Below are 23,694 nucleotides of genomic sequence, written 5' to 3' on the forward strand. Positions count from 1 at the left end.
CCGGCTTAGCGGCTTGGGGTGAGTGGGGAGGGCCGTCGGGCAGGCGGGGGCACACCGGGTGGGGTTGGGGGCTTGGGGGCTTGGGGCGGGTGGGCGGTGCGGGTGCACGTGGAGGTGAGTTGTGGCGGCACGCCGGGCGGGGTTGGCGGCTATCGGTGCCCTCCGCCCCTCCGCCCTCGGGAATCCGACATCCGACATCCCGCGTGCGTCGCATTGGCCTCACCAGTCACAGACACCCGGTGATTGGCAGAAATGTCTCACGGGCAGAGGACGAAATCGCAGGTCGCAGCGCCTGGGCGTGGTACATATCTTCCACTTGCACCCACGACCTCGCCCCGTATCCCTTTTGCCCAGATGTGGGAAGGGGAGGCCGCCCGGTCGGCCGCCCTCCGCGCCGTACTGGAGTCACAAGGGCCTCACCGGCCACAGTCAACCGGCACCGCCGAGCCGGAAGCGCCATGGTGCTCCTGGGCGGCGCGGTCCCCCGCCTCGACACCGTCGTACGCGATGCCCCGCACGGCACGGTGTTCCTCGACTCCGAAGCCCAACTGGAGCACTTCCGGGAGCTCTTCCTTAGGGTGAAGGAAGCGTCGCTCTCTCCGGAGCAGTCACGCGACCTCATCCACCGGTTGGCCGAGGAACTGTGAGGACCAGCATGACCACCCGCGCGCAGTGGCAGAAGTCGGCCTTCTCCGGTGGCGGCGAGGGCAACGACTGCGTCGAGATCGCCCACCTGCCCACGCACATAGCCATCCGCGACTCAAAGGCCCCCGCCCTCGCGACCCTCTCACTTCCCGAGCGAGGCCTTCACCACCTTCATAACCGCCCTGAAATCCCAACCCACTACCCCGGCGTGACCAGCCGCGCCTCATAAGCGAACACCGCCGCCTGAGTCCGGTCCCTCAGCCCCAGCTTCACCAGGATCCGGCTCACGTGGGTCTTGATGGTGGACTCGGCGACCACGAGCAGGCCGGCGATCTCCGCGTTGGACAGGCCCTGGGCGATGAGGACGAGTACCTCCGTCTCGCGTTCCGTCAGGTCTCCGTAGGCGGTGTGGGCCGTGGGCGACAGGCGTGGGGTGTCGGCGAGGCGGGAGAACTCCGTGATCAGTCGCCTGGTGACCGAGGGGGCCAGGAGGGCTTCGCCGGAGGCCACGACCCTTACACCGTCGGCCAGTTGCCGAGCCGAGGCGTCCTTGAGGAGGAAGCCGGAGGCTCCTGCTCGCAGGGCCTGGTAGACGTACTCGTCGAGGTCGAAGGTGGTCAGTACCAGGACCTTCGCCGTGCCGTCCGCCGCGACGATCTCGCGGGTGGCCTCGATGCCGTTCAGTTCGGGCATGCGGATGTCCATCAGGACGACGTCCGGGGACAGTTCGCGGACACGGTCCACCGCCTCACGGCCGTTGACCGCCTCGCCGACGACCTCGATGTCCGGCATGGCGTTGAGGAGCACCGAGAAGCCCTCCCGCACCATCATCTGGTCGTCGGCGATCAGCACCCGGATGGTCATGCGGATCCTTCGTTCATGGGGGTGACGGGCAGGAACACGGTCACCTCGTAGCCGCCGTCCTCCGCCGGGCCGGCCGTCATCTCGCCGTTCAGCATGGTCACGCGTTCCCGCATGCCCGTGATGCCGTGGCCGGCGCCGGGTGAGGGCTTGATCAGGGACGGCGCGGGCGGCGGGCCGTTCACCACGCGCAGGCCGAGCCCGCCGAGAACGTATCCGACCTCCACGCGGGCGCTGGCGCCGGGAGCGTGGCGCAGGCTGTTGCTCAGGGCCTCCTGGGCGATCCGGTACGCCGACAGCTCGACGCCCGGCGGCAGTTCGCGTACCGCGCCCGTCACCACCTTCTCCACGTCCAGCCCCGCCTCCCGCACGTTGGCGAGCAACGCGTCCAGGTCGGCGAGGGTGGGCTGCGGGGCGTCGGGAGCCTCGTAGTCCTCCGCGCGGACCACGCCGAGGACGCGGCGCAGCTCGGTCAGCGCCGCCACCGCGTTCTCCCGGATGGTGGCGAAGGCCCGCTCCAGCTCCGGCGGCGGGTTCTCCACCCGGTAGGGGGCGGCCTCCGCCTGGATGGCGACCACCGACATGTGGTGGGCGACCACGTCGTGCAGTTCGCGGGCGATGGTGGTGCGCTCCTCCAGCAGGGTGCGGCGGGAGCGCTCGTGCTCGGTCGCGGTCTGCTGGGCGGTCACCTCCTGCCGGGCGTCGCGGCGGACGTGCCAGACGGTGACGGCGAGCAGGGCGAAGGCGGAGACGACCATCATGGGGCCGACGTTGGTGATGTCGTGGTCCCCGCCGAAGAAGGTCTCGGCGAGGAAGCCGTACACGCCGGTGATCACCCACATCCAGGCCGCCGTGCGGGGCCGGGTGCGGATGGCGACGATCGTCAGCACCGCCAGGTGGGCGAGCAGGCTGCCGGGCAGCCACGGCCAGTCGCTCCAGGTGTCGCCGACGACGGCGGTGGCGGCCGCCGCCGCGAACGACATCCAGAAGGCGCCGATCGGACGGATCAGGGTGAGCAGGACCGGGATCGGGGTGATCAGGCCGCACAGCAGGGCGGATGCGCCGCCGCCGGTGTTCCCCAACCAGGCCACGATCGCCGCCACCATCGCGACGGCGACCACCACCCAGTGCCGGCCCCAGGACGCGGACTCCCGCATCCGGCCGGTGAACCGGCCGGCGACCGGGCTGTCGACGCTCGTGCGGGCCAGCGGGCGGTAGGCGAAGGCGTCGTGGAACAGGTCCTGCCGCAGCCCGCGCAGGGCGTCCGCGGCCAGCCGGTACTCCGGGCTGCGCGGGCCCGTACCCGCGCCCGGCGGCGTCGTCTGCGTTTGCGTCGTCTCGGTCACGTGTCCAAGGTAGGCGGGGGTGGGTACGCGGTCGTCAGCAGTGAGAGGGGTTCCGTGGAGTCCGTCTCAGGTACTACGGGCCCTCCCGGCAGGGTTCAGCGCCCGCCCGGGCGGACCAGGCCCGACTCGTAGGCGAACACGGCCGCCTGGGTGCGGTCGCGCAGGCCGAGCTTCACCAGGATGCGCCCGACGTGGGTCTTCACGGTCTGTTCCGCGACGACGAGCCGCTCGGCGATCTCGGCGTTCGACAGGCCCTGGGCGATCAGGGCGAGCACCTCCGTCTCGCGTTCCGTCAGACCGCCCACGCGCGGTTTCAGCGGTGCCCGGCGGCTGCCGTCCAGGCGGGAGAACTCGGCGATCAGACGGCGGGTGATCCCGGGTGCGAGCAGCGCGTCACCGGCGGCCACCACCCGGACCGCCTCGGCGAGCTGGTCCGCGGAGGCGTCCTTGAGCAGGAAGCCGGAGGCGCCGGCACGCAGGGCCTCGTACACGTACTCGTCGAGGTCGAAGGTGGTCAGGACGAGGACGCGTATGCCGGGGTGCTCGGCGGTGATGCGGCCGGTGGCCTCGATGCCGCCCACCTCGGGCATGCGGATGTCCATCAGGACTACGTCCGGGCGCAGTTCGGCGACCTTGGCGATCGCGTCCCGGCCGTCCACCGCCTGGCCGACGACGTCGATGTCGGGCTGGGTGTTGAGCAGCACGGTGAAGCCCTGCCGGACCATCTGCTGGTCGTCGGCGATGAGGACGCGGATGGGGCTGCTCGTCATGCGGTGTGGCCCTTCGGGTCGGTCGGGGCAGACGGGTCGTTCGGGTCGGTGGCTTCGGCCAGGCCGGTGACCAGCGTGGACGTGGGGAGGATCGCGCTCACCCGGTAGCCGCCGTCGGGCAGCGAGTGCGCCGCCAGGGAGCCGTCGAGCATCGCGATCCGCTCCCGCATCCCGAGCAGCCCGTGCCCGGCGCCCGGTGACGGCGGTGTGGGACGGGTCGGGGGCGAGTTGACTATCTCCACGCTCAACCTGAGGAGGGAGTACCGGAGTTCGACGCGGGCGGTCGCGCCGGGAGCGTGCCGCAGTACGTTGCTCAGCGCCTCCTGCACGATCCGGTACGCGGACAGCTCCACGCCCGGTGCCAGCGGTCGCCGTTCGCCCTTGACCGCGAGCGTCACGGTCAGGCCCGCGGCCCGGGTGTTCTCCACGAGCGCGTCGAGCCGGTCCAGGCCGGGCTGCGGGGCGTGCGGGGCGGCGCCGCCGGCCGGCCCGTCGATGGGGTCGCCCGTCTCGGGGTTCTCCGAGCGCAGCACGCCGAGCACCCGGCGCAGCTCGGTCAGCGCCTCCAGCGCGTTCTCGCGGATGCCCGCGAGGTTCTCCCTGAGCTCCTCGGGCGGGTTCTCCACGAGGTGCGGGGCGACCTGGGCCTGGATGGAGATGACGGACATGTGGTGGGCGACCACGTCGTGCAGCTCGCGCGCGATGCGGCTGCGCTCCTCCAGGAGGGTGCGCCGGGCCCGTTCCTCGGCGGTGAGCGTGGTCTGCCGGCCGAGTTCGGCGCGCGCCACGCGGCGGCCGCGCAGCGCCATGCCGAGCACCACGACGACCGCCGACAGGACGATCGTGACCACCCCGGTGGGCTGGTAGTTCGACGCCCCCCACAGCCCTTCGAGGACGTAGGTGACCAGTACGGTCAGGGCCAGCGCCTCCCCGGAGACCCTGGTGCGCACCCGCAGCGCGAGCAGCAGCAGTACGAGCAGGTGGGCGATGATCCCGGCCGGGGTCCAGGGCCAGGTGAACTTGTCGTTCACGTCCATGGGCATCCGGTCGCGCAGTGCGACGGCCCCCACCACCATCGCGGCCGTGGACAGCCACCACGCCGGAATCGGCCGCGACAGGGCGAGCACCACCGCGCCGCCCTGGGCGATGCCGATCAGCAGGGCGGTCGTGGGGTTCAGGTTCCCGTCGTTCCCGAGCTGGGCCGCGCCGCCTAGGCCGATGCCGAACGCGGCGAGCCACAGCACACCGTGCGGCAGCCAGCGCACCCATGCGGAGGGGGGCAGCGGGTCCACCCTGACGGTCCACAGGTCGTCCCGCAGCACCCCCAGCCAGCGCAGCGCAGGGCGGCCGAACACCTGCTGGAGCCCCCGTTCCGTCACGGCCCCACCCTAGACACGGTGACCGTCCACCGTCGCTCCCCGGCCGGACGGCCGGTGCGCACGGACCACGCGTGAACGCCGGCGGCGGGCGCGGCCGGTCCGCTCGTGGCCGCGGAACGCGGTCCAGCAGACCGCGAGGGCCAGGGCGAAGACCGGGAGCCAGGCCAGGCGGACGGCGACCCAGGTCAGGTCGTCGGGCGGGGTGTGCAGGCCGGTCAGCCGGCCCGCCGGGAGCGCGAGGGCCGTGGTGGCCATCATGGCCGTCTGGTGCCAGAGGAAGACCGTCATCGCGAAGAGGTTGACCAGGGCCACCGCCGCCCAGGCGAGAGGCCGGCGCAGCGCCCGGTGCAGCGGCGCCCGCAGCAGCAGGGCCAGCCCGCACTGGGCGAGGCCGAAGGTCACGGCCGCCAGGGTCGGCGGGTCCAGGTTGGAGACGGCCGTCCCGGGGACGCCGACCATCGAGGCCGGGTAGCCCGCCCACAGGACCAGTCCCGCGGTGGCCGTCGCCCCGCCCGCGAGCAGCACCCAGCCCGCGCGGCGGCTCTCCAGCTCACCCCGGGTCCAGGCCGCGCCCAGGGTGTAGGGCACCAGCCAGCCCGCCGCCACGTTCACCCAGCCGAGCCAGGGCGGCGCGACGCCGAGGCCGAATCGGAGGAGGTCCACATGGAGGACGACGGCCAGCGGCCACAGCGGGTTGAGCCGGGTCACCAGCGGGGTCGCCGCCGTCAGCACGGCGAACACCAGCAGGAACCACATCGGTGACAGGGCCAGTTTGACCAGGGTGTGGACCGTGTCGTACGGGGCGCCGGCGAGGAGCAGGGCGGTCGCCGCCACCGTCCACAGGGCCAGTACGGCGGCCACCGGACGGAACAGCCGGGTCAGCCGGCCGCGCAGCCATTCGCCGTACGACACCCCCCGGGCGCGAGCGCAGGCGTACCCGCGGGTCGCCACGTGCCCGCCCACCAGGAAGAACACCGCGAGGGTCTGGAAGGCCCAGGAGACGGGCGCCAGCCAGGGCATGTGCTGGAGCGGGCTCGCCGCGTGCAGCGCGCCGTCGTCCACGACGAGGGCGGTGACCAGCCAGTGGCCGAGGACGACGCCGAGGATCGCGAAGGCGCGCAGGGCGTCGACCGCGCGGTCCCGGGAGGCGGGCGTGGCGGCGTCCACCCGGCGGGCGGCCTGCCGTACGCCCCGGAGGAGCGGGGTCTGGAGGGTGTGCTCAGTCATGGGTCACCTCCGAGGTGTCGCCCAGGACGATCCGGGCCAGGTTGGCGAGGGCCGTCGAGCCCTGCGTGAAGTAGCCGCTGTGGTCGGCGCCGGCGGCGTCGAAGACCCGGGCGCCGAAGGCCGGGGAGACCGGGTCGGTGCCGAAGCCGAGGGTGGTGACGAGCAGATCGGCCCTGACGTGCGGCACCTCGGCCACCCAGTCCTCGCTGCCCCGGGCCGCCCAGATCCGGGCGGACGTGTGCAGAGCGGATGCCTTGTCGGCGCCCGTGCCGGGGCTGCCGATCAGGGCGATGTCGTCCACCGCGAGGTGGTCGGCGGCACGTCCGCAGACCACCGAGCCGTACGAGTGGCAGACCAGGGTGAGACGGGTGTGCGGGCCGGTGACGCGGCGCAGCTCGCCGACGAAGTCCCTGAGGTGCGGGGCGGCTTGTTCGGCGCGGCCCGTGGTGAGGACGGTCGTGCTGACCGTGCCGGGCGTGCGGTAGCCCAGCCAGGCGACGACCGCGGTACGGGTGCCGGGCGGGGCCTGCCGGGTGAGTTCGCGGTGCAGGGCGGCGGCCGCCGTGTGGAAGCGGGCGTAGGTGTCGAGGGAGGTGTCGGAGCCCGGGACCACGACGGCCACCCGGTCGGCGTGGGCGAGGTCGCCGAAGACCTCCGTGGCCAGACCCGCGCCCCGGCCGTCGAAGGCGAGGAGATGGCGGGCCGGGGCGGCGAGCGAGCGGTCCGCGGCGGCGCGCCGCCGGTCACCGTGGGCGGCGGCCATCCGGGACGCCTGCGCGGCGTTGGCACGGTTGGCCGTGTAGGCCTCGCCCAGGGTGGACGGCGTCAGGGGGGCGAGGGCGGCGGGTGCCGGAGCGGGGACCTCGGGGTGGGCGGCGGCGGAGAGGGGGACCACTATGGCGGCGGTGATCGCGGTGGCCAGGAGGGCGCGGATCCATCTGGGGCCGCGGGGGGTGGCTGGGCTGGTGCCTGGGCGCCGTTCCACGTCCCGCTCGTGTGCCTCCCGTACCAGCTCCATGCCGGCCTCCCCTTCCGGTCCCGCCCGGTCATCGGGCTGGTCTGGAAGGGAAGTTACAAATCGGCGCTCATAGCCGGCGTCCCGCCTCAGAGCTGTCCTCTGGGGTAGCTCTCAGGTACTACGGGTATGACCGGGGCGCGTCACCAGGCCAGTTGGGCGATCTCCTCCGCCACCACCGCGCAGGCGTCCGCCGCCGGGTCGATCAGCGGGAAGTGGCCGACTTCCTCCAGCAGGGTCAGGCCCACCATCTCGCCCGCCTTCGCCGCCGCCTCCGCGTACGACTCGGCGACCGCCTCCGGAACGACCAGGTCCGTACGGCCCTGCACGATCGTGGTCGCGATGCCGGTGGGGAGGAGGAGGGCGGGGTCGGCGTACGGCCGGCGTTCGGCGAACTTCTCCTGACCGCCCAGGAGTTGGAGTGCCGCGTTGCCGCAGACCTCCAGTTTCCCGGCGACCGCGAAGTCCGCGATCGGGGCGAGGGCGACCACTCCGCGCAACGGGGCGGGGCCGTCGGTGCGCCAGGGGGAGTCGGCGGGGACGACGTGGCGGGCCGCCGCCCACAGGGCCAGGTGGCCGCCCGCCGAGTGGCCGGTGAGGACCGTACGGCGGGGGTCGGCCTGGGGAAGTGCCTCGCGGACGAGGGCGGGGAGCGCGTCCAGGGCCGCGGCCACGTCGTCGAACGTGTCCGGCCAGCGTCCGGCGACCGGGGCGTCGGCGCCCTGCGCCGGGGTCGCGCTGCCGCGCCGGTACTCGACGTTGGCGACGGCGAAGCCCCTGGCGGCCAGGGAGTCGGCGAACGGGGTGATGTGGTGGCGGTCGTAGGGGGCGCGCCAGGCTCCGCCGTGCAGGACGACGACCAGGGGGGCGCCCCCGGCGGTGCTTTCGCCTCGCGGCGCGTAGAAGTCGATCACCTGGTCGGGGTGGTCACCGTAGGCACGGGTGGCGTCGGGGGCGACGGACGGGTGCGAGAAGGCCGACTCCTCCTCGGCGGCGGCGCGGGATGCTGCGGCGTCGTCCGGCATGCTCCAACCTCTCAGGCGTGATGGGGGTACCACCCAGGCTTTCGGCGCTGGGGGAGGGTTTGGCGGACCAGGTGGCGAGTCGGCCGTTGGCGGGGACGGTATCAGGCCGGTGACGTGGCATGTCAGCGGGTTCTCCGCCCCCGCCGCCCCTGCCCTTTCCCGTCCCCAGGGGCTCCGCCCCTTCGACCCCGCTGGGGGCTGCCGCCCCCAGACCCCCGCTTCGGCCTGAACGGCCTCGTCCTCAAACGCCGGACAGGCTGATAATCGAGAGCCGCGCCCTCCAGCCCACCCGCACGGGTGGTGGGTGGGCATGGGCCTCGTTACCCCGCGACCGTCTCCCCCAGTACCCGTGCCGCCCGCTCCACGTCGGTGAACCGTACGTACAGCGGGGTGAAGCCGAAGCGGAGGACGTCCGGGTGACGGAAGTCGCCGACGACGCCCCGCTCGATGAGGCGGCGCATCACGGCCCCGGCGTCGTCGCAGCGCAGCGCGATCTGGCTGCCGCGCTCCTCGTGCGGGAGGGGGGTGACGGACTCGACGCGGCCCGGCGGGACGTATGCGGTCACGCACTCCAGGAAGAAGTCGGTCAGGGCCAGGGACTTGGCTCGCACCGCCGGGACCGGCACCCCGTCCCAGACCTCCAGCGCCGCCTCCAGGGCCAGCATGGACAGGATGTCCGGCGTGCCTACGCGGCCGCGCAGGGCGCCCGGCGCGGGTTCGTAGGAGGGACGCATGCCGAAGGGCTCGGCGTGGGAGTTCCAGCCGGGGAGGGGCGAGTCGAAGCGGGGCTGGAGGTCCCGGCGGACGTACAGGAACGCCGGTGAACCCGGGCCGCCGTTCAGGTACTTGTAGGTGCAGCCGACCGCCAGGTCCACGCCGTGCTCGTCCAGGCCCACCTCCAGCGCGCCCGCGCTGTGGCACAGGTCCCAGACCGCGAGGGCGCCTGACGCGTGGATCGCGGCCGTGAGGGCGGGCAGGTCGTGCAGGCGGCCGGTGCGGTAGTCGACGTGGTTCAGCAGGACCGCCGCCGTGCGGTCGCTCAGCGCGGCCGGCACCTCGGCCGGGGTCACCGGGCGCAGCGTGCGGCCGGTCAGGCGGGCGGCCGACTCGGCGATGTAGCCGTCCGTGGGGAAGGTCGTCGCGTCGACCAGGATCTCCTCGCGGTCCTCGCCCGCCATGCGTACGGCCGCCACGAGCGCCTTGAAGACGTTGACGCTCGTGGAGTCGCCCACCACGATCTGGCCCGGTGCCGCGCCCACCAGCGGGGCGACCCGGTCGCCGATCCGCTCCGGCGCCGTCCACCAGCCGCTCTCCGTCCAGGAGCGGATGCGCAGCTCGCCCCACTCCCGGCGGACCACGTCGTCCAGCCGGGCGGGGACGTGTGCGGGCAGTGCGCCCAGTGAATTGCCGTCCAGGTAAACGACGTCGTCGAGCAGGAAACGGGAGCGGACGGCGGCGAGGTCGTCCGCCGCGTCCAGCTTCTCCGCCCGCATCATGAGTTCGGACCTCGGCTCAGACATGGGACCTCGCCGTCCACAGCTCCGGGAAGACGTTCTTCTGCGCGCGCTTCTCCAGCCAGGCCACGCCCGCCGAGCCGCCGGTGCCGGCCTTGGCGCCCATCGCACGGCGGGTGGCGACCAGGTGGTCGTTGCGCCAGCGCCAGACCAGTTCGGCCACGTCGCTCAGCGCCTCGCCGAGACGGGCGAGCTCGGCGTTCTGGTCGCCGGAGTAGATCGCGGTCCAGGCCGCCTCGACGGCGTCCGAGGGCTCGTAGCGCAGGGACACGTCACGGTCGAGGACGGCGGCGGGGATCGCGTGGCCGCGGCGGGCGAGCAGCCGCAGTACCTCGTCGTAGAGGCTCGGCTCGTGCAGGGCCTTCTCCAGTTCGGAGTGCACGCGCGGCGCGCCCCGGTGCGGGACGAGCATCGACGCGGACTTCTCGCCGAGCAGGAACTCCATGCGGCGGTACATCGCCGACTGGAAGCCGGAGCCCTCGCCGAGAGCGGAGCGGTACGAGTTGAACTGCGCCGGGGTGAGCTGGCCGAGCGGCTTCCAGGAGGCGTTGAGCGCCTCCAGCTCGCGTACGGAACGCTTCAGCGCGTCGACGGCGACCGGCACCCGGTCCTCGCGGAGCGCCCTGGCCGCGGTCTCCCACTCGTGGACGATGACGGTGAACCACAGCTCCATCACCTGGGTGGTGACCAGGAAGACCATCTCTCCGGGGTCGTCGGAGAGGGTGTGCTGGAGGTGGGTGAGCACGTCCGCCTTGACGTAGTCCTCGTACGGCGTCGTACCCGCGAAGTCGAGATGCGGGGTCTCGGGCTCAGGGGCCTCGGGGGGCTGAGAGGTCGGGTGAGCCTGTTGGGACATCGCTGTCTCCTGTTGTTGCTCCGGGTAGCGGTCCGCCCCTGCCGATGCCGGCACGGGGGCCCCGGTCCCCAACCGGCATCCTCCGCAATCCCCCCGGATACGGCAAGGCCCGCCTGTTGCCAGACGGGCCACACCGGGCCTGCCGGCAGGTCAGCCGAGGGTCTGGGCCGCCGTCGGCGAGGAGTCCTTCAGGAACTGCGTGCAGCGCTCGTACTCCTCCTGCTCGCCGATCGCCTGCGCGGCGCGGGCGAGGGCGTGCAGGGCGCGCAGGAAGCCGCGGTTCGCCTCGTGCTCCCAGGGGACCGGGCCGTGGCCCTTCCAGCCGGCTCGGCGCAGGGCGTCCAGGCCCCGGTGGTAGCCCGTGCGGGCGTAGGCGTACGACTCGACGACCGAGCCCCGCTCGAACGCGTCGTCGGCCAGCTGGGCCCAGGCGAGTGACGAGGTGGGGTACCTGGCGGCGACGTCCGCCGGCGCGGTGCCCTGGGCGAGGAGCTCACGGGGCTCCGGGTCGTCGGGGAGGTGCGTGGGGGGCGGGCCCCCGAGGAGGTTCTCGTGAATGCTCATGGGTCCAGTCTGTCGCATGTCCTCCGGGGCTCAGCCGCTTGGCTGGGGGCTCTCAAGCGCCGGACGGGCTGGACGAGGACGGCCCGCGTTCCAAAGGCGGCGCCGTCACCGAGCCGTGCGTACGGCATTCCGGGCGGACGCAGCCGGGCCGCGGGCGGCGTACGAAGGCGAAGGCCAGTACCGATCCGGCGACCAGGACCCCGGCGCAGATCGGCATCGCCCGGCGGAAGGCCGCGTCGAAGGCGGCCGCCGAGCGGTAGGCCTCCGGGCCCATCCCGGCCAGCAGCGGCAGCGCGGCCACCGCGATCAGGCCCGCCGCCCGGGCCGCCGCGTTGTTGATGCCGCTGGCCAGGCCCGCCCGGGCGGTCTCCACGGAGGCCAGGACGCCGGCGGTGAGCGGGGCCACCAGGGTGACCATGCCGGCGCCCATGACCAGCAGGGCGGGGAGGACGTCCGTCACGTAGTCCGCGTCCACCCCCACCCGCAGCATCAGCAGCATCGCCGCCGCGCAGAGCAGGGGGCCGACGGTGAGGGGGATGCGGGGGCCGATGCGGTCGGCGAGGGCGCCCGAGCGGGCCGAGAACAGCAGCATCAGCGCGGTCGTCGGCAGCAGGGACACGCCCGCCTGGAGGGGCGAGTAGCCGGCCACGACCTGGAGCTGGAGGGCGGTGAGGAAGAAGAAGCCGCCGAAGGCCGCGTACACGCAGAGGGTCACCAGGTTGACCGACGTGAACTGGCGGGAGGCGAAGATGTCGAGCGGCAGCATCGGGTCCGGGCTGTGCTTCTCGACGTACACGAAGGCGACCGCGGCCAGCAGGCCCGCCACCGCCGTGAGGGCGACGGCCAGTGAGCCGCCGCGGGCCTCGATCAGCGCGTACGTCACCAGGGCCAGGGCCAGCGCGCCCAGCGCGGCGCCGAGCACGTCGAACCGGCCGTGCGCGCGGGCGTCGGACGATTCAGGGACGTGCCGCAGGGCGATCGGCGCGCACAGCAGTGCCAGCGGCACGTTCAGCAGGAACACCCAGCGCCAGCCGGGGCCCGACACCAGCCAGCCGCCGAGGAACGGGCCGACGGCCGCCCCGACCCCGCCGAAACCGGACCACAGACCGATCGCCCTCCCCCGGTCGTCGGGGTGGAAGGACGCCTGGATCAGGGCGAGGGAGCCGGGGGTCAGGAGCGCCCCGCCGATGCCCTGGAGGGCGCGGGCCGCGATCAGGATGACCGGGGTCGGGGCGAGCCCGCACAGCAGGGACGCCAGCGCGAACCAGATCACGCCGAGCACGAAGATCCTGCGGCGGCCGTAGCGGTCGCCGAGGGAGCCGCCCAGCAGGATCAGCCCGGCCAGGGTGACCATGTAGGCGTTGACCGTCCACTGGAGGGCGGCGAGGCTCGCGTCGAGGTCGCGGCCGATGGTCGGGAGCGCCACGTTGACGACGGTCGAGTCCAGCATCGCCATGCTGGAGCCGAGGACGGTGGTCAGCAGGATCCACTTGCCCTGCGAGGAGGACAGCCGGACGTCGGGCATGTCCCCAGGTATACAGCGAGCCCGGCGCCGTAGACAGACGCCGGGCCCACCGGGAGTACCGCGGCCGGTTACCGCGATCGATTACCGCGATCGGTTACTTGATCTTGTTGCCGGCGGACCGCAGGTTCTGCGTGGCCTCGACGACACGCTTGGCCATGCTCGCCTCGGCCAGCTTGCCCCAGGTGCGCGGGTCGTAGGTCTTCTTGTTGCCGACCTCGCCGTCGACCTTCAGGACGCCGTCGTAGTTCTTGAGCATGTGGTCGGCGACGGGACGCGTGAAGGCGTACTGGGTGTCCGTGTCGAGGTTCATCTTGACGACGCCGTTCTCCAGCGCGGTCGCGATCTCCTCCGCCGTGGAGCCGGAGCCGCCGTGGAAGACGAAGTCGAACGGCTTGCTGCCGGTGGGCCGGCCGAACTTGGCGGCGACGCCGTCGTTCAGCTCCTTCAGCAGGCCGGGGCGGAGCACCACGTTGCCCGGCTTGTACACGCCGTGCACGTTGCCGAAGGACGCGGCCAGCAGGTAGCGGCCCTTGTCGCCGAGACCGAGCGCCTCCGCGGTGCGGATCGCGTCGTCGACCGTGGTGTACAGCGAGTCGTTGATCTCGTGGGAGACGCCGTCCTCCTCGCCGCCGGTCGGGGTGATCTCGACCTCGAGGATGATCTTCGCGGCGGCGGCGCGGGCCAGCAGCTCCTGGGCGATCTCCAGGTTGTCGGCGAGGGTCTCGGCCGAGCCGTCCCACATGTGGGACTGGAAGAGCGGGTTGCGGCCGGCCTTGACGCGCTCCTCGGAGACCGCGAGCAGCGGACGTACGTACCCGTCGAGCTTGTCCTTCGGGCAGTGGTCCGTGTGCAGGGCGACGGTGACCGGGTACTTCTCGGCGACGATGTGCGCGAACTCGGCCAGGGCCACGGCGCCGGTGACCATGTCCTTGTCGTACTGGCCGCCCAGGAACTCGGCGCCACCCGTGGAGATCTGGATGATGCCGTCGCTCTCCGCCTCCGCGAAACCGCGCAGGGCCGCGTGCAGGGTCTGGGAGGAGGTCACGTTGATGGCCGGGTAGGCGAACTTGCCTGCCTTCGCCCGGTCGAGCATCTCGTTGTAGACCTCGGGGGTTGCGATGGGCATCTGTCCGCTCCTTGTATGTGCGGGTTTGCGTCCTGCTATTACGGCCCTGACCTAGGGGGTGACGTCATCGTCGGGGCCATCTTCGCAGACTGGACGGGATCCTTCGGACACCCTGTCCAGCCTGTGGATAACTGCTCAGTCGAGCCCCAGGTCGTCCTTCGAGTAGGCGTAGAGGTACGGCACGCCGGCCTGCTCGGCGATGGCCTCGGCGGCGCCCGTCGCCCGGTCCACGATGGTGGCCACGGCCACGACCTCCGCGCCGGCCTCGCGCAGCGCCTCGACTGCGGTGAGCACCGAGCCGCCCGTGGTGGAGGTGTCCTCGACGGCCAGCACCCGGCGGCCCTCGACCTCGGTGCCCTCGATACGGCGCTGAAGGCCGTGCGCCTTGCCCGCCTTGCGCACCACGAAGGCGTCCAGCGTCTTCCCGCGCGCGTGGGAGGCGTGCAGCATGGCCGTGGCCACCGGGTCGGCGCCCAGCGTGAGCCCGCCGACCGCCTCGAAGTCGAGGTCGGCGGTCAGGTCGAGCATGACCTGACCGACCAGCGGCGCGGCCACCCCGTCGAGGGTGATCCGGCGCAGGTCGACGTAGTAGTCGGCTTCCTTGCCCGACGACAGGGTCACCTTGCCGTGCACCACGGCCTTGTCCTTGATCTCGCGCAGCAGCTCGCCGCGAACGTCCGTCATGCCGGACAGCTTAGGGCGTGTCCTCAGAGCCGCCGCCAGCGCCAGGTCGTCGTGGCCTCCAGCGGCTCCAGGGGTGTGACCAGGCGCGGAAGGGTGTTGAGCCCGTTGGGCGGGCCGGTCTGCGGCTCCACGCACACCGCGGCCTCCTGCTCGTCGTAGACGACGACCCACTCCTCGCGGCTGGTCACCTTCAGCTCCAGCTGCCCGGGCCAGGTGAGCGTGACGTCCACGCCGCCCGGCATGCCGAAGCAGTCGTCCCAGGGGCCCGGCTTCGGCTCGACGCGGTTGCCGGTGGGCAGGTGGTCGTCGCCGCGCTCCTCCTGCCAGGCGGGCTCGAAGTCGAGGCGCACGTCCTGACCGCCCAGGTTCCGGTTGAACCACGGGTGCCAGCCGACCTGCGCCGGGAAGGACGAGTCGTACGTCTCCACGGACATGGTGAGCGTCAGCGCGTCCTCGGCCAGCGTCACCGCCTGGGTGACCCGGGCCGGGAACGGCCACGGCTCGACCAGGTCGTAGGTGAGGACCGCCTCGTCCACACCCGCGCGGGCGACGCGCCAGGCGCCGTCGCGGGCGGTGCCGTGGATGGCGTGCGGCGGGGAGTTCAGCGGCATCTGGTGGGCGGTGGCGCCGTCCAGGAAACGGCCCTCCCGGATCCGGCCGCACCAGGGGACCATCGGGAAGCACCCGAACCGGTCACCCTGCCGGAGCAGCTCGAGACCGGCGACCTTCAGCCCGCCGACCCGGCCACCGTGGGCGGGCCGCAGGGTCACTTCCGCGTCACCCGCGGTCAGCGTGATGTCTTCGTTGCTCACGTGACGACCCTACTGGGGCGATCAAGAGGGCGCCCGAAGTCCCGGAGGACGGAGTTCAGCGGCGTCGGCACGCCGGCGCTCGGCCCGGCCCCCTCGCCGCGCACGAGAACAGCCGCAGCCTCGCGGACCGTGCTCAGCGGCGTCGGCGCAGCGCCCGGCCCACCACGATCGCCGACGCCAGCACCAGCGCCGCCGCCGGGGCGGCCCAGCGGAGGGTGGAGTTCACGGCGACGGCCTGCGGTGCCGGCACGGGGGCGTACCGGCCGCGCGGCGGCGCGTGGTCGACCTCCTCCGCGCTGCGGCCGATCATCGTCCGCCGCGCGTGTGCCGCCTCGGCGGGCGGCTCGTCCGGCTCGCCGTAGCCCTCGGTGCCGGCGGTGTCCTCCAGGCCGAGGCCGTCGTCGGCCGGCGGGGCGAGGGAGGGCGGCGGGATCTCGGTGTCGTGGACGGAGTCCTCGGCGGTGTCCGGCGCCTCCGGCTGCGCCCCGGGCTCCGGTTCCGGCTCCGCTCCCAGCGCCTCCAGGCAGCGGTTCAGCAGCCGCAGCGCCGCCGAGGCCACCGCTTCCCGCGGCAGTTCCGCGACGCGGCCCTCCCCGGTGGCGGTGCCGTGGACGGTGACGGTGGTGCCGCCGTCGGTGTCGCGCAGCCGGAGGGTCAGGACGAGGGTGACCGAGCCCGTGCCGCGGGTCTCGGTCGCGTCGCCCTCGACGACGTACGCGCCGTCCTGACCGGGCGAGACCCGGAGCGAGCCGCGGTAGGTGATGGAGTGGCTGCCGATGCGCACCTTCAGCCGCCCGGTGACGGGCTCGGCGCCGGCGTCCTGCTGGAGCCCGGGAATCGCCCGGGCGATGCGCGCGGGGTCGGCGAGCGCCTCCCTCAGCCGCTCGACCGGAACCGGAAGGAAGACCTCGTGCTCCATGTCGGCTGAGCCTACCCAGGAGTGACCGTCGCGTACCCCCTTCGGCGAAGCGTCAGTAGCGCGGATGCACCAACGTGGACGCGGGCAGCCCCGGCACGCGCGTGCGTGCCGCCGAGCGGGCGGCGGCGGCGAGTCCGGTCCGGGTCAGGGTGCGCGGGCGCGGCTGGTCCGGGTCCAGGCGCAGCGGGGGTGCGGCCGGGCCCGGCGCGGCCAGGAGGAAACCCCAGTCGTGCGGGGCGTGGAAGGCGCCGGCGGAGCGGTCGGGGCCGGCCGCGGGACCGGGGTCCTGGCCGGGGACGCGGTAGGGGGTGGTGGTGAGGCCGGCCGCGCGGAGTGTCGACGCCACCGTCCAGAAGACGCGGGCCCGGCCGGAGACCGGGCCCGCGTGCACGGCCAGGCGGCCGCCCGGTGCCAGGGCCCGGCGGGCCAGACCGTAGAACTCCAGGGAGTACAGCTTGGCGCTGGCCGTGATGCCGGGGTCGGGAAGGTCCGCGATCACCACGTCGTACGCCGCCGGGGGCGCCCCGCGCAGCCGGCTGAAGGCGTCCGCGGTGGTGGTGTGGACCCGGGTGTCGTCGTACACGTGCCCGTTCAGCCGGGACAGGGCCGGGTCGCGGCGGGCGAGACGGAGCAGGCCGGCGTCGAGTTCGACGATGTCCACGCGGCGCACGCCCCGGTGGCGCAGCACCTCGCGGGCGGCCAGCCCGTCGCCGCCGCCGAGGATCAGCACGCGTGCGTGGGGGCCGGTCATCGCCGGGTCGACGAGGGCCTCGTGGTAGCGGCGTTCGTCCCGGCCGCCGACCCGTAGCCGGCCGTCCAGGAAGAGGTCGAGGGGACGGCCGCGCGTGCCGCCGGTGAGGACGACCTCCTGGACGCCGGCCTGGACGGCGACCCGGACGTCCTGGCCGTACACCGCGTGCCGGGCGGCCCGTTCGAAGTCGTCGACGAGGACGGCGGCGGAGGCGAGGACGGTGAGGACCACGAGGTTGGCGAGCAGCAGCAGCCAGCGGGCCCGGCGGGTCAGGTCGCGGCGGAACAGGCCGAGGACCAGGGCGCCGCCGGCCACCACGTTGACCGTGCCGGTGAGCAGTGTGCCGGTCAACTGGCCCAGCCGGGGCAGCAGGAGGAAGGGGAAGGCCAGACCCCCGACCAGGGCGCCGACGTAGTCCGCCGCGAACAGGTCGGCCACCGCGCCGCCCGCGTCCTGGCGGCGGATGCGCTGGATCAGCTCCATCAGCAGCGGGACCTCGGCGCCGATCAGCAGGCCGATGGTGAGGGAGAAGGCGACCAGGAGGCAGCGCGGGCCGTCGGCCCACATGCCGCCCCAGTCGCCGGTCCAGGCGAAGACCGCGTACAGCGCCATCGCGCTGCATCCGCCGACCAGCGCGAGGGTCGCCTCCACGGCGCCGAAGCCGGCGGCGGCGAGCGGGCGCAGCCGCTTCGCGGCGAGGGAGCCGATGCCCATCGCGAAGACCATCACGGACAGCACCACGGAGGCCTGGGTGACCGAGTCGCCCATCAAGTAGGAGGCGAGTGCGACCAGTTCGAGTTCGTACACGAGTCCGCAGGCCGCGCAGACGAAGACGCCGGCGAGGACCAGGAAGCGTCCGGTCCCCGGCCGGACGGGCAACCGCGCGGGGGCACCCCAGGACGGCGGTGTGCCGGGCGGGGCGGGCGCGTGCGGTTCGATCACGCTGCGACGTTACGTCACTGGTGTGGTGCTCTTCGTCACCCACACGTGTGGAACTCGGCGCTGTTGCCGACGTCTTGGGTTTATCCGACCACCGGGCGGCTCGCCCGCACCCCCACCCTCGTCCGCGTCGCCACCAGCTGGCCGTCCTGCGGGTAGGCGTGCCAGGTGCGCCAGTGCACCTGGCCCTCGTGGTGCTGGGCCAGCAGCGCGGTGAAGGCGTGCGGGCTGCCGGGGAAGACGCCGGCCAGGCCGTGGGGGTGGTCGGAGACCAGGGCCAGCAACTCCTGTGCGCGGCCCGCGAAGGAACGGGGTGAGAGGACCTCCACCCGTGCCGCGAACTCGTACTCCCAGTCGCCGACCCGCTTGGCGACGCCCAGTGGGAGCGGGGTGCTGGATCCCGGGATGCACGCCACCGTCTCCGAGCAGATGCCCCGCTCCTCCTCCAGCAGCACCTGGTGGGACGCGCCGAGGAGTCTCAACTGTAGGTTCGATGCGCCCAGTTCGAGATCGAGCGTGGCCAGGGCGGGGAGCGGCTCGCGTCCCAGGGCCCAGGCGAGGTCGGCGGCGCGCGTATCGGTGTAGGCGGTGTTCAGGGTCGTGAGCATGGATCGGCTCCGCTAGCACGCGAATAAAAGAGAGGGAAAAGAAGGGAAGAGGGGAAGGGGCCAGGAGATCGGCCAGGTCAGCGCGGTCGGCCCAACCGGCCCAGGGCGGTTTAGAGGGAATCATGAACGGTGGCGCCACCAAAGCGTTTTTACCCAACTTCGTGGGGTTTCCATCCCCTAGAGGGCTCAACAGCTCAACTGTTCAACGATGGCGCGCGTACGACGGAGCGCCCGCCGGATGAGTTCTTCCGGCGGGCGCTCGGTGTGCGGCCCCGACGAACAGGGCCTGGGGAGGAGCTCAGCTGCCCCGTGTCAGCTGCCTCCGCCGCATCCGCCCCCACCGCCGCAGGACGAGCCGCCCCCGCAGGACGACCCGCCGCACGACGAATGTCCCCCGCACGAGTGACCCCCGTGACTGCCGCTGTGACCGCTGTGACCGCTGTGCCCGCTGTGTCCGCCCGAGGACGACCCGCACGACGTGGCCGCACCCGAGCTGCCGGCCACCCACCAGCTGTTGTCTCCGCTGCTGCCCGAGGACGACGACCCCTTGCGGTAGGACCGCCCCTTGCGCACGCCGCTCAGCATGGCTCCGACGAACAGGACCGCGATCACTGCCAGGATGATGCCGATGACCATGGCGCCACCCTCCTTCCGTTCCCCCGTGACTGTTCCCCTGTGATGTGGTGAACGGGGGATGCCCGGCCCGATTCCGCGCCAAAGCAGAGTTGAGGAACTCCAGAGCTTGGGCGCAGGATGACCGGCATGACCTCCAGTGCGCGCCCCCTCCTCAACCGCCGGCTCGCCGAGTTCGGGACGACGATCTTCGCCGAGATGTCGGCCCTCGCCGTGCGGACCGGCTCGATCAACCTGGGCCAGGGTTTCCCGGACACGGACGGCCCCGAGGAGGTACGGGAGGCGGCGGTGCGGGCCCTGCGCGACGGGCGCGGCAACCAGTACCCGCCGGGGCCGGGCGTCCCCGAGCTGCGTACGGCCATCGCCGCGCACCAGGAGCGCCGCTACGGACTGTCCTTCGACCCCGACACCGAAGTCCTGGTCACGGCCGGGGCCACGGAGGCCATCGCCGCGTCGCTGCTGGCGCTGCTGGAGCCCGGCGACGAGGTGATCGCCTTCGAGCCGTACTACGACTCGTACGCGGCGAGCATCGCGATGGCGGGCGGTACACGGGTACCGGTCACCTTGAGGCCGCACGACGGGAGCTTCCGGCTCGACCTCGACGAACTGCGCGCGGCCGTCACCGACCGCACCCGGCTGCTGCTGATCAACACCCCGCACAACCCGACGGGGACGGTGCTCACCCGCGAGGAGCTCACCGCGATCGCCGAGCTGGCGGTGGAGCGGGACCTGCTGGTGGTCACGGACGAGGTGTACGAGCACCTGGTGTTCGACGAGGCCGAGCACCTGCCGCTGGCCGCGTTCCCGGGCATGCGCGAGCGCACGGTGACGATCGGATCGGCCGGGAAGACCTTCTCCTTCACCGGGTGGAAGGTCGGCTGGGTGACGGCGGCGCCCGGCCTGGTGGCGGCGGTGCGCTCGGCCAAGCAGTTCCTGACGTACGTGGCGTCGGGGCCCTTCCAGTACGCGGTGGCCGAGGCGCTCGCCCTGCCCGACTCCTACTTCTCCGATTTCCGCGCGGACATGCTGGCCAAGCGCGATCTGCTGGCGGCGGGGCTGGCGGACGCCGGCTTCCGGGTGTTCCGGCCCGCCGGCACGTACTTCGTCACCACCGACATCCGCCCGCTCGGCGAGAAGGACGGCCTCTCCTTCTGCCGCGCCCTGCCGGAGCGGGCGGGTGTCGTCGCCATCCCCAACGCGGTCTTCTACGACGACCGCGAGGCCGGGGCCCCCTTCGTGCGGTTCGCCTTCTGCAAGCGGCGGGACGTGCTGGAGGTTGCGGTGGAGCGCCTCCGGGGCCTGATGTGAGTTGAGGTGTCCGACGGTCAGGACGGCCAGGTGTGATCATCTCCTCGTCGGCCACGTCCTGTCCGTCGTCCGGGAAGACGTCCCCGATGCGGTGAACCGACCAGCCGCGCTCCCTCAGCCCTTCCGCGACCCGACGCCCGAGATTCCGGTCCAGAAAGAACTCAGGCGGCAAGGCGCACCACTGCCTTGCACAACGCGTCCACCTGCTCGGGCGTCATGTCGAAGTCGTACGCGATGTCCTCGACGCTCTCCCCGGCCTCCCACAGATCGGTGATGGCGTCGACCGCAACGCGGTTGGCGGCCACGACGGGTCTCCCGTGCCCGAACCTCGTATCGATGACGACAGGGACGGACGGCGGGTACTGCCTGAGCCGCAGGCTGCAGGGGAAGTCGTCGTCGGGCTCCCAGTTCAGGTAGCGGAGGCAGTCCGAAACCACTTCGTGGATGGGTGCCTGACCGTCACGGGCCCTGCGGAGATCTCCGAGCCCGTGCTCGACAAAGATGTCCACCCCGTCTGTCGCGATCCGCTTCGACACGAGTCCGTACGGGGTGGCGAAGGCGTCCCGTACGGCGGCGGCTGCTTCCCTGATCTCGCTCATACGAAGCCCCAGGGAGCGCAGGGAACGCAGGACATGCGCCTCGGCCACCGCGATGAACGGCACCGAGGGCTGCCCCTTGCGCAGCGGCTCGACCTGATGCACCAGGGGTGCCCCGGCAGCCCTGCCCTTCAGCCACGAATGGAGCGTCGACTGCGGAATCTCCAGGTAGGAGGACGTTTCCGTGAGGGTCAGCAGCCCGTCGCGAAACCTGTCGACCATGCCCCACCTCCTCCTGCCGTCTTGCTCAGTGCCGGGTTTCGCATCGTTGCACATCAAGCCTCCCACCCGGAGCCGGACCGCACACCCGCCCACCAGCGGCTCAGCTGGCCGCACGGAGACGATCCCCGGCTTCTAGGGACCGGCAGTCCCGGCAGCGTCCGGGTTCCGCAGCGCGGAACGCCCGGTCGCAGCCCTCGCAGTTCTCCATGGGCAGGACCCCCGGTCGTACTGGGGGTTCGGCGCTTCTGGCCGGTGCGGGCAGAGGTGTCTCCTGGAGCCGGTAGGCGAGGATGCCGCTCGGGCGGGTCAGGAGGTGGTCCGGGAGGCCTGCGGTGAGGTGGTCGGTGATCTGTGTGGGGCGCATGCCTGCCGCGAGCCACTGGGTGACGGCCGGGGCGAGACGGGCGGCTTCCTTCGTCGTCAGGACGAGGCGGGGGTCGGCCCGGCGCAGCCCGGCGAGTACGGCGACGGCTCGGGGGTTGGCGTCGGCGAGCGTGACCGGTGCCTGCGCGGTCTCCCGCACGGCCGGGGCGGCGAGCTGTTTGCGGGGCCGACGCGGCTTGGGCGGCTCGGGAGGGCCGTCCGGATCCCGGGTGCCGCCGGGGACGTCGTAGAAGTACGTCCGGGTACGGACCTGCCCGGTGGGCGTTCGCTCACGGCGACGTTCCAGGTATCCGGCGTCTTCGAGTTCCCTGAGCGCCCGCGAGATGAGGATCTCGCCCTCGTCGAAGTGCCCGCACAGGGCGGTGATCGTCACGGGGGTGCCATCGGGAAGGGAGGCGATGTACGCCGCGACGCCGACCGTGACCGCGCTGCCGCGCCGCTGGGCGAGGGCGTTGGAGATCACGGTGAAGTCGGCCGTGAGGCGGGTGCGTACGTGGATCACGCCGGAGGTCGGAGCTCCGGCGTCGGCGCGCGAGGGCGCGTTAGACTGCGGGTCAGCCATCGGGAAGTGCATTCCTTCTCGATCGGTTAGGCCCTCGTTCGGGATTGCCGTCCCGGCCGGGGGCCGTATCTGTTTGCGGTTGTCGCGGTGAACGTAACCGTCCGCATCCCCCGCCTGCAAGCCGGTCACTCGGACGGGTGACGCGGGCCCTCCAGCCGGGGAGGGTGGGTGGGTGGGTAGTTCTTTCTCCCGGTTCTTTAAGGAGGTCAGCGGCCCGCCGGGCCCTCGCGGACAAGGACCCGGTGCCCCCGGATGAGGGAGGGCGGCCGGGGGCCGGCCGCCTCAGGGACGGTGGTGCCCGGCCTTCAGCTCGCCTATGAAGGCGGCCCAGGAGCTGGCCTCGAAGCACAGCGCCGGGCCGTGCGGAACCTTGCTGTCACGGACGGGGACGACGGCCCGGAACCCGTCGGCCACCTCCACGCAGTTGCCGCCCTCCTGATTGCTGTAGCTGCTCTTGCGCCACGCGGCGCCGTTCAGATCGGGACGGGACTTTCGCTCCACAGTGGTTGTCCTCCATCACGGATCGGATCATGTCGAGCGACATGAGCGGGGGCAGAGCTGCCGCCCGCAGCCGATCGTAGGTCAGCGCGAAACCCCTGGCCTCGTCCGGATCCTCGATGAGTTGGCCGTAGTGCGCGCCTTCGGTGTAGGCGATCTCCGAGCCGTCCGGCATGGTGAGCATCGTCAGCGAACCGCCCATGACATCGTGCTCGCCCTGGTCGAACGGCAGTACCTGCACGGTGATGTGGGGTTCGGCCGAGGTCCTGAGCAGACGCGCCAACTGCTCACGCATCACCTCCAGGCCACCGACGGGACGCCTGAGCACTGACTCGTCGAGCACCACCCACAGTTCGGGCCGATCGGCCGCACCAAGGCGCTCCTGACGTCCCAGGCGAAGGGCGACCCGCTCTTCCAATTGCTCCTTGCTGCCAAGTGTTCGACCGACACCCAGCACCGCCCGTGCGTAGTCCTCCGTCTGCAACAAGCCGGGCACCACGTGAGCCGCGTACTCACGGATGGCCACCGCCCGCTCCGAGTACTCCATGAACCTCCGCGACCAGTCCGGAAACGCCTCCCGGTACACGTACGGCCACAACTCGACGAGCAGGTCGTCCGCACCGAGGGCCGCGTCCAGTGCACGCGCGAGGTCCAGCGTCGGCTTCGCCCCGGACGCCCGCTCGATCTGGGTGATCCGCGTGCTCACCACGTGGGTCCGCTCGCCGAGCTCGGCCTGGGTCAGACCGGCCGCCGTACGGAGCCTGCGCACCCGTGCGCCGAACAGGGCCGCCATCGACGCACTGGGGTCAATTCCGTTGGCCAAAGCGTCACTTCCGTTCCTTACGGCCTGAAAAGTAAGGCTGTGTCACCTGTCGAGCGTAGGGCGGTCAGACGATTCTTGGGCACGGAACGTGACGACTCGTGT

23 protein-coding genes and 2 pseudogenes are annotated in these 23,694 nt (G+C 72.5%); 3 read left to right on the plus strand and 22 right to left on the minus strand.

The window, feature by feature from the left end; translation table 11 throughout:
- Positions 1-410 precede the first annotated feature (410 nt).
- Positions 411-647 (plus strand): annotated as a pseudogene (locus tag ACFY01_RS21310) (Scr1 family TA system antitoxin-like transcriptional regulator); the annotation flags it as partial.
- A gap of 8 nt (positions 648-655) precedes the next feature.
- Entirely contained in the window at positions 656-874 is a 219-nt protein-coding gene (locus tag ACFY01_RS21315) for a DUF397 domain-containing protein (RefSeq protein WP_390737274.1), read from the plus strand.
- Here the strand turns inward: ACFY01_RS21315 and ACFY01_RS21320 are convergent.
- The 17 genes from ACFY01_RS21320 to ACFY01_RS21400 all read right to left on the minus strand — a co-directional run bounded on the left by ACFY01_RS21320 (position 844) and on the right by ACFY01_RS21400 (position 18,566).
- Positions 844-1,509, minus strand: a complete 666-nt coding sequence (locus ACFY01_RS21320; protein ID WP_390737275.1) for a response regulator — start codon at positions 1,507-1,509, stop codon at positions 844-846. The two genes, ACFY01_RS21315 and ACFY01_RS21320, sit on opposite strands and share 31 nt — an antisense overlap.
- Positions 1,506-2,852, minus strand: coding sequence for a sensor histidine kinase (locus tag ACFY01_RS21325; RefSeq protein WP_390737276.1), 1,347 nt, complete (start codon positions 2,850-2,852; stop codon positions 1,506-1,508). The genes ACFY01_RS21320 and ACFY01_RS21325 overlap by 4 nt, the downstream gene beginning before the upstream one ends.
- A 95-nt stretch (positions 2,853-2,947) precedes the next feature.
- Positions 2,948-3,622 (minus strand): response regulator, encoded by a 675-nt coding sequence (locus ACFY01_RS21330; protein ID WP_390737277.1) that lies wholly within the window; start codon positions 3,620-3,622, stop codon positions 2,948-2,950.
- Positions 3,619-5,001: a sensor histidine kinase gene (locus ACFY01_RS21335; protein ID WP_390737278.1), complete on the minus strand. Its 1,383-nt coding sequence runs from the start codon at positions 4,999-5,001 to the stop codon at positions 3,619-3,621. The genes ACFY01_RS21330 and ACFY01_RS21335 overlap by 4 nt, the downstream gene beginning before the upstream one ends.
- 9 nt (positions 5,002-5,010) lie before the next feature.
- Entirely contained in the window at positions 5,011-6,228 is a 1,218-nt protein-coding gene (locus tag ACFY01_RS21340) for an acyltransferase (RefSeq protein WP_390737279.1), read from the minus strand.
- On the minus strand, positions 6,221-7,246 hold the full coding sequence (locus tag ACFY01_RS21345) for an alpha/beta hydrolase (protein ID WP_390737280.1): 1,026 nt from the start codon (positions 7,244-7,246) through the stop codon (positions 6,221-6,223). The genes ACFY01_RS21340 and ACFY01_RS21345 overlap by 8 nt, the downstream gene beginning before the upstream one ends.
- A 140-nt stretch (positions 7,247-7,386) precedes the next feature.
- Complete coding sequence (locus ACFY01_RS21350; protein WP_390737281.1) at positions 7,387-8,268, minus strand: alpha/beta hydrolase; 882 nt, start codon at positions 8,266-8,268, stop codon at positions 7,387-7,389.
- 320 nt (positions 8,269-8,588) lie between these two features.
- The gene (kynU, locus tag ACFY01_RS21355; RefSeq protein ID WP_390737282.1) at positions 8,589-9,788 is read right to left on the minus strand and encodes a kynureninase; all 1,200 of its coding nucleotides are present in this window, start codon (positions 9,786-9,788) and stop codon (positions 8,589-8,591) included.
- Positions 9,781-10,638 (minus strand): tryptophan 2,3-dioxygenase family protein, encoded by an 858-nt coding sequence (locus ACFY01_RS21360; RefSeq protein WP_390737283.1) that lies wholly within the window; start codon positions 10,636-10,638, stop codon positions 9,781-9,783. Before ACFY01_RS21360 ends, kynU begins: the two co-directional genes overlap by 8 nt.
- 150 nt (positions 10,639-10,788) lie before the next feature.
- Positions 10,789-11,202 carry a DUF3151 domain-containing protein gene (locus ACFY01_RS21365; RefSeq protein ID WP_390737284.1) on the minus strand — a complete coding sequence of 138 codons (414 nt, stop codon included), beginning with the start codon at positions 11,200-11,202 and terminating at the stop codon, positions 10,789-10,791.
- Positions 11,203-11,254: 52 nt separating this feature from the next.
- Positions 11,255-12,727 carry an MFS transporter gene (locus ACFY01_RS21370; RefSeq protein ID WP_390737285.1) on the minus strand — a complete coding sequence of 491 codons (1,473 nt, stop codon included), beginning with the start codon at positions 12,725-12,727 and terminating at the stop codon, positions 11,255-11,257.
- Positions 12,728-12,821: 94 nt separating this feature from the next.
- Positions 12,822-13,853 (minus strand): class II fructose-bisphosphate aldolase, encoded by a 1,032-nt coding sequence (fbaA, locus tag ACFY01_RS21375; RefSeq protein WP_390737286.1) that lies wholly within the window; start codon positions 13,851-13,853, stop codon positions 12,822-12,824.
- A gap of 135 nt (positions 13,854-13,988) precedes the next feature.
- Positions 13,989-14,537 (minus strand): orotate phosphoribosyltransferase, encoded by a 549-nt coding sequence (pyrE, locus tag ACFY01_RS21380; RefSeq protein WP_390737287.1) that lies wholly within the window; start codon positions 14,535-14,537, stop codon positions 13,989-13,991.
- 23 nt (positions 14,538-14,560) lie between these two features.
- The gene (locus tag ACFY01_RS21385) at positions 14,561-15,349 is read right to left on the minus strand and encodes an aldose 1-epimerase (RefSeq protein WP_390737288.1); all 789 of its coding nucleotides are present in this window, start codon (positions 15,347-15,349) and stop codon (positions 14,561-14,563) included.
- 133 nt (positions 15,350-15,482) lie between these two features.
- Positions 15,483-16,268, minus strand: coding sequence for an SRPBCC family protein (locus tag ACFY01_RS21390; protein WP_390737289.1), 786 nt, complete (start codon positions 16,266-16,268; stop codon positions 15,483-15,485).
- 52 nt (positions 16,269-16,320) lie between these two features.
- Positions 16,321-17,961 (minus strand): polyamine aminopropyltransferase, encoded by a 1,641-nt coding sequence (locus tag ACFY01_RS21395; protein WP_390737290.1) that lies wholly within the window; start codon positions 17,959-17,961, stop codon positions 16,321-16,323.
- 80 nt (positions 17,962-18,041) lie between these two features.
- Positions 18,042-18,566, minus strand: a complete 525-nt coding sequence (locus tag ACFY01_RS21400) for a DUF2617 family protein (RefSeq protein WP_390737291.1) — start codon at positions 18,564-18,566, stop codon at positions 18,042-18,044.
- Positions 18,567-19,319: 753 nt separating this feature from the next.
- Here ACFY01_RS21400 and ACFY01_RS21405 point away from each other — a divergent pair.
- A complete protein-coding gene (locus ACFY01_RS21405) occupies positions 19,320-20,507 on the plus strand; it encodes a pyridoxal phosphate-dependent aminotransferase (protein ID WP_390737292.1) in 1,188 nt (395 codons plus the stop codon).
- A gap of 67 nt (positions 20,508-20,574) precedes the next feature.
- On the opposite strand, the pseudogene ACFY01_RS21410 reads toward ACFY01_RS21405, so the two are convergent.
- The 5 genes and pseudogenes from ACFY01_RS21410 to ACFY01_RS21430 all read right to left on the minus strand — a co-directional run.
- Positions 20,575-20,679 (minus strand): annotated as a pseudogene (locus tag ACFY01_RS21410) (toxin-antitoxin system, toxin component, PIN family protein); the annotation flags it as partial.
- Positions 20,669-21,325, minus strand: coding sequence for a DUF433 domain-containing protein (locus ACFY01_RS21415; RefSeq protein WP_390737293.1), 657 nt, complete (start codon positions 21,323-21,325; stop codon positions 20,669-20,671). The pseudogene ACFY01_RS21410 and the gene ACFY01_RS21415, both read right to left, overlap by 11 nt.
- A 100-nt stretch (positions 21,326-21,425) precedes the next feature.
- Positions 21,426-22,271, minus strand: a complete 846-nt coding sequence (locus ACFY01_RS21420; RefSeq protein ID WP_390737294.1) for a hypothetical protein — start codon at positions 22,269-22,271, stop codon at positions 21,426-21,428.
- A gap of 282 nt (positions 22,272-22,553) precedes the next feature.
- Positions 22,554-22,691 (minus strand): DUF397 domain-containing protein, encoded by a 138-nt coding sequence (locus ACFY01_RS21425; RefSeq protein ID WP_390737295.1) that lies wholly within the window; start codon positions 22,689-22,691, stop codon positions 22,554-22,556.
- Complete coding sequence (locus ACFY01_RS21430; protein WP_390737503.1) at positions 22,648-23,562, minus strand: Scr1 family TA system antitoxin-like transcriptional regulator; 915 nt, start codon at positions 23,560-23,562, stop codon at positions 22,648-22,650. Before ACFY01_RS21430 ends, ACFY01_RS21425 begins: the two co-directional genes overlap by 44 nt.
- Positions 23,563-23,694: the final 132 nt, after the last annotated feature.

It is taken from the genome of Streptomyces sp. NPDC001480 (genome assembly GCF_042894725.1).
Classification (GTDB): Bacteria; Actinomycetota; Actinomycetes; order Streptomycetales; family Streptomycetaceae; genus Streptomyces.

Bases quoted from the DNA above. Each gene is read 5' to 3' on its own strand.
- ACFY01_RS21315 (WP_390737274.1), top strand. From the start codon at position 656: ATGACCACCCGCGCGCAGTGGCAGAAGTCGGCCTTCTCCGGTGGCGGC.
- ACFY01_RS21320 (WP_390737275.1), bottom strand. From the start codon at position 1,509: ATGACCATCCGGGTGCTGATCGCCGACGACCAGATGATGGTGCGGGAG.
- ACFY01_RS21330 (WP_390737277.1), bottom strand. From the start codon at position 3,622: ATGACGAGCAGCCCCATCCGCGTCCTCATCGCCGACGACCAGCAGATG.
- ACFY01_RS21340 (WP_390737279.1), bottom strand. From the start codon at position 6,228: ATGACTGAGCACACCCTCCAGACCCCGCTCCTCCGGGGCGTACGGCAG.
- ACFY01_RS21345 (WP_390737280.1), bottom strand. From the start codon at position 7,246: ATGGAGCTGGTACGGGAGGCACACGAGCGGGACGTGGAACGGCGCCCA.
- ACFY01_RS21350 (WP_390737281.1), bottom strand. From the start codon at position 8,268: ATGCCGGACGACGCCGCAGCATCCCGCGCCGCCGCCGAGGAGGAGTCG.
- kynU (WP_390737282.1), bottom strand. From the start codon at position 9,788: ATGTCTGAGCCGAGGTCCGAACTCATGATGCGGGCGGAGAAGCTGGAC.
- ACFY01_RS21360 (WP_390737283.1), bottom strand. From the start codon at position 10,638: ATGTCCCAACAGGCTCACCCGACCTCTCAGCCCCCCGAGGCCCCTGAG.
- ACFY01_RS21365 (WP_390737284.1), bottom strand. From the start codon at position 11,202: ATGAGCATTCACGAGAACCTCCTCGGGGGCCCGCCCCCCACGCACCTC.
- ACFY01_RS21370 (WP_390737285.1), bottom strand. From the start codon at position 12,727: ATGCCCGACGTCCGGCTGTCCTCCTCGCAGGGCAAGTGGATCCTGCTG.
- fbaA (WP_390737286.1), bottom strand. From the start codon at position 13,853: ATGCCCATCGCAACCCCCGAGGTCTACAACGAGATGCTCGACCGGGCG.
- pyrE (WP_390737287.1), bottom strand. From the start codon at position 14,537: ATGACGGACGTTCGCGGCGAGCTGCTGCGCGAGATCAAGGACAAGGCC.
- ACFY01_RS21390 (WP_390737289.1), bottom strand. From the start codon at position 16,268: ATGGAGCACGAGGTCTTCCTTCCGGTTCCGGTCGAGCGGCTGAGGGAG.
- ACFY01_RS21400 (WP_390737291.1), bottom strand. From the start codon at position 18,566: ATGCTCACGACCCTGAACACCGCCTACACCGATACGCGCGCCGCCGAC.
- ACFY01_RS21405 (WP_390737292.1), top strand. From the start codon at position 19,320: ATGACCGGCATGACCTCCAGTGCGCGCCCCCTCCTCAACCGCCGGCTC.
- ACFY01_RS21415 (WP_390737293.1), bottom strand. From the start codon at position 21,325: ATGGTCGACAGGTTTCGCGACGGGCTGCTGACCCTCACGGAAACGTCC.
- ACFY01_RS21420 (WP_390737294.1), bottom strand. From the start codon at position 22,271: ATGGCTGACCCGCAGTCTAACGCGCCCTCGCGCGCCGACGCCGGAGCT.
- ACFY01_RS21430 (WP_390737503.1), bottom strand. From the start codon at position 23,562: ATGGCGGCCCTGTTCGGCGCACGGGTGCGCAGGCTCCGTACGGCGGCC.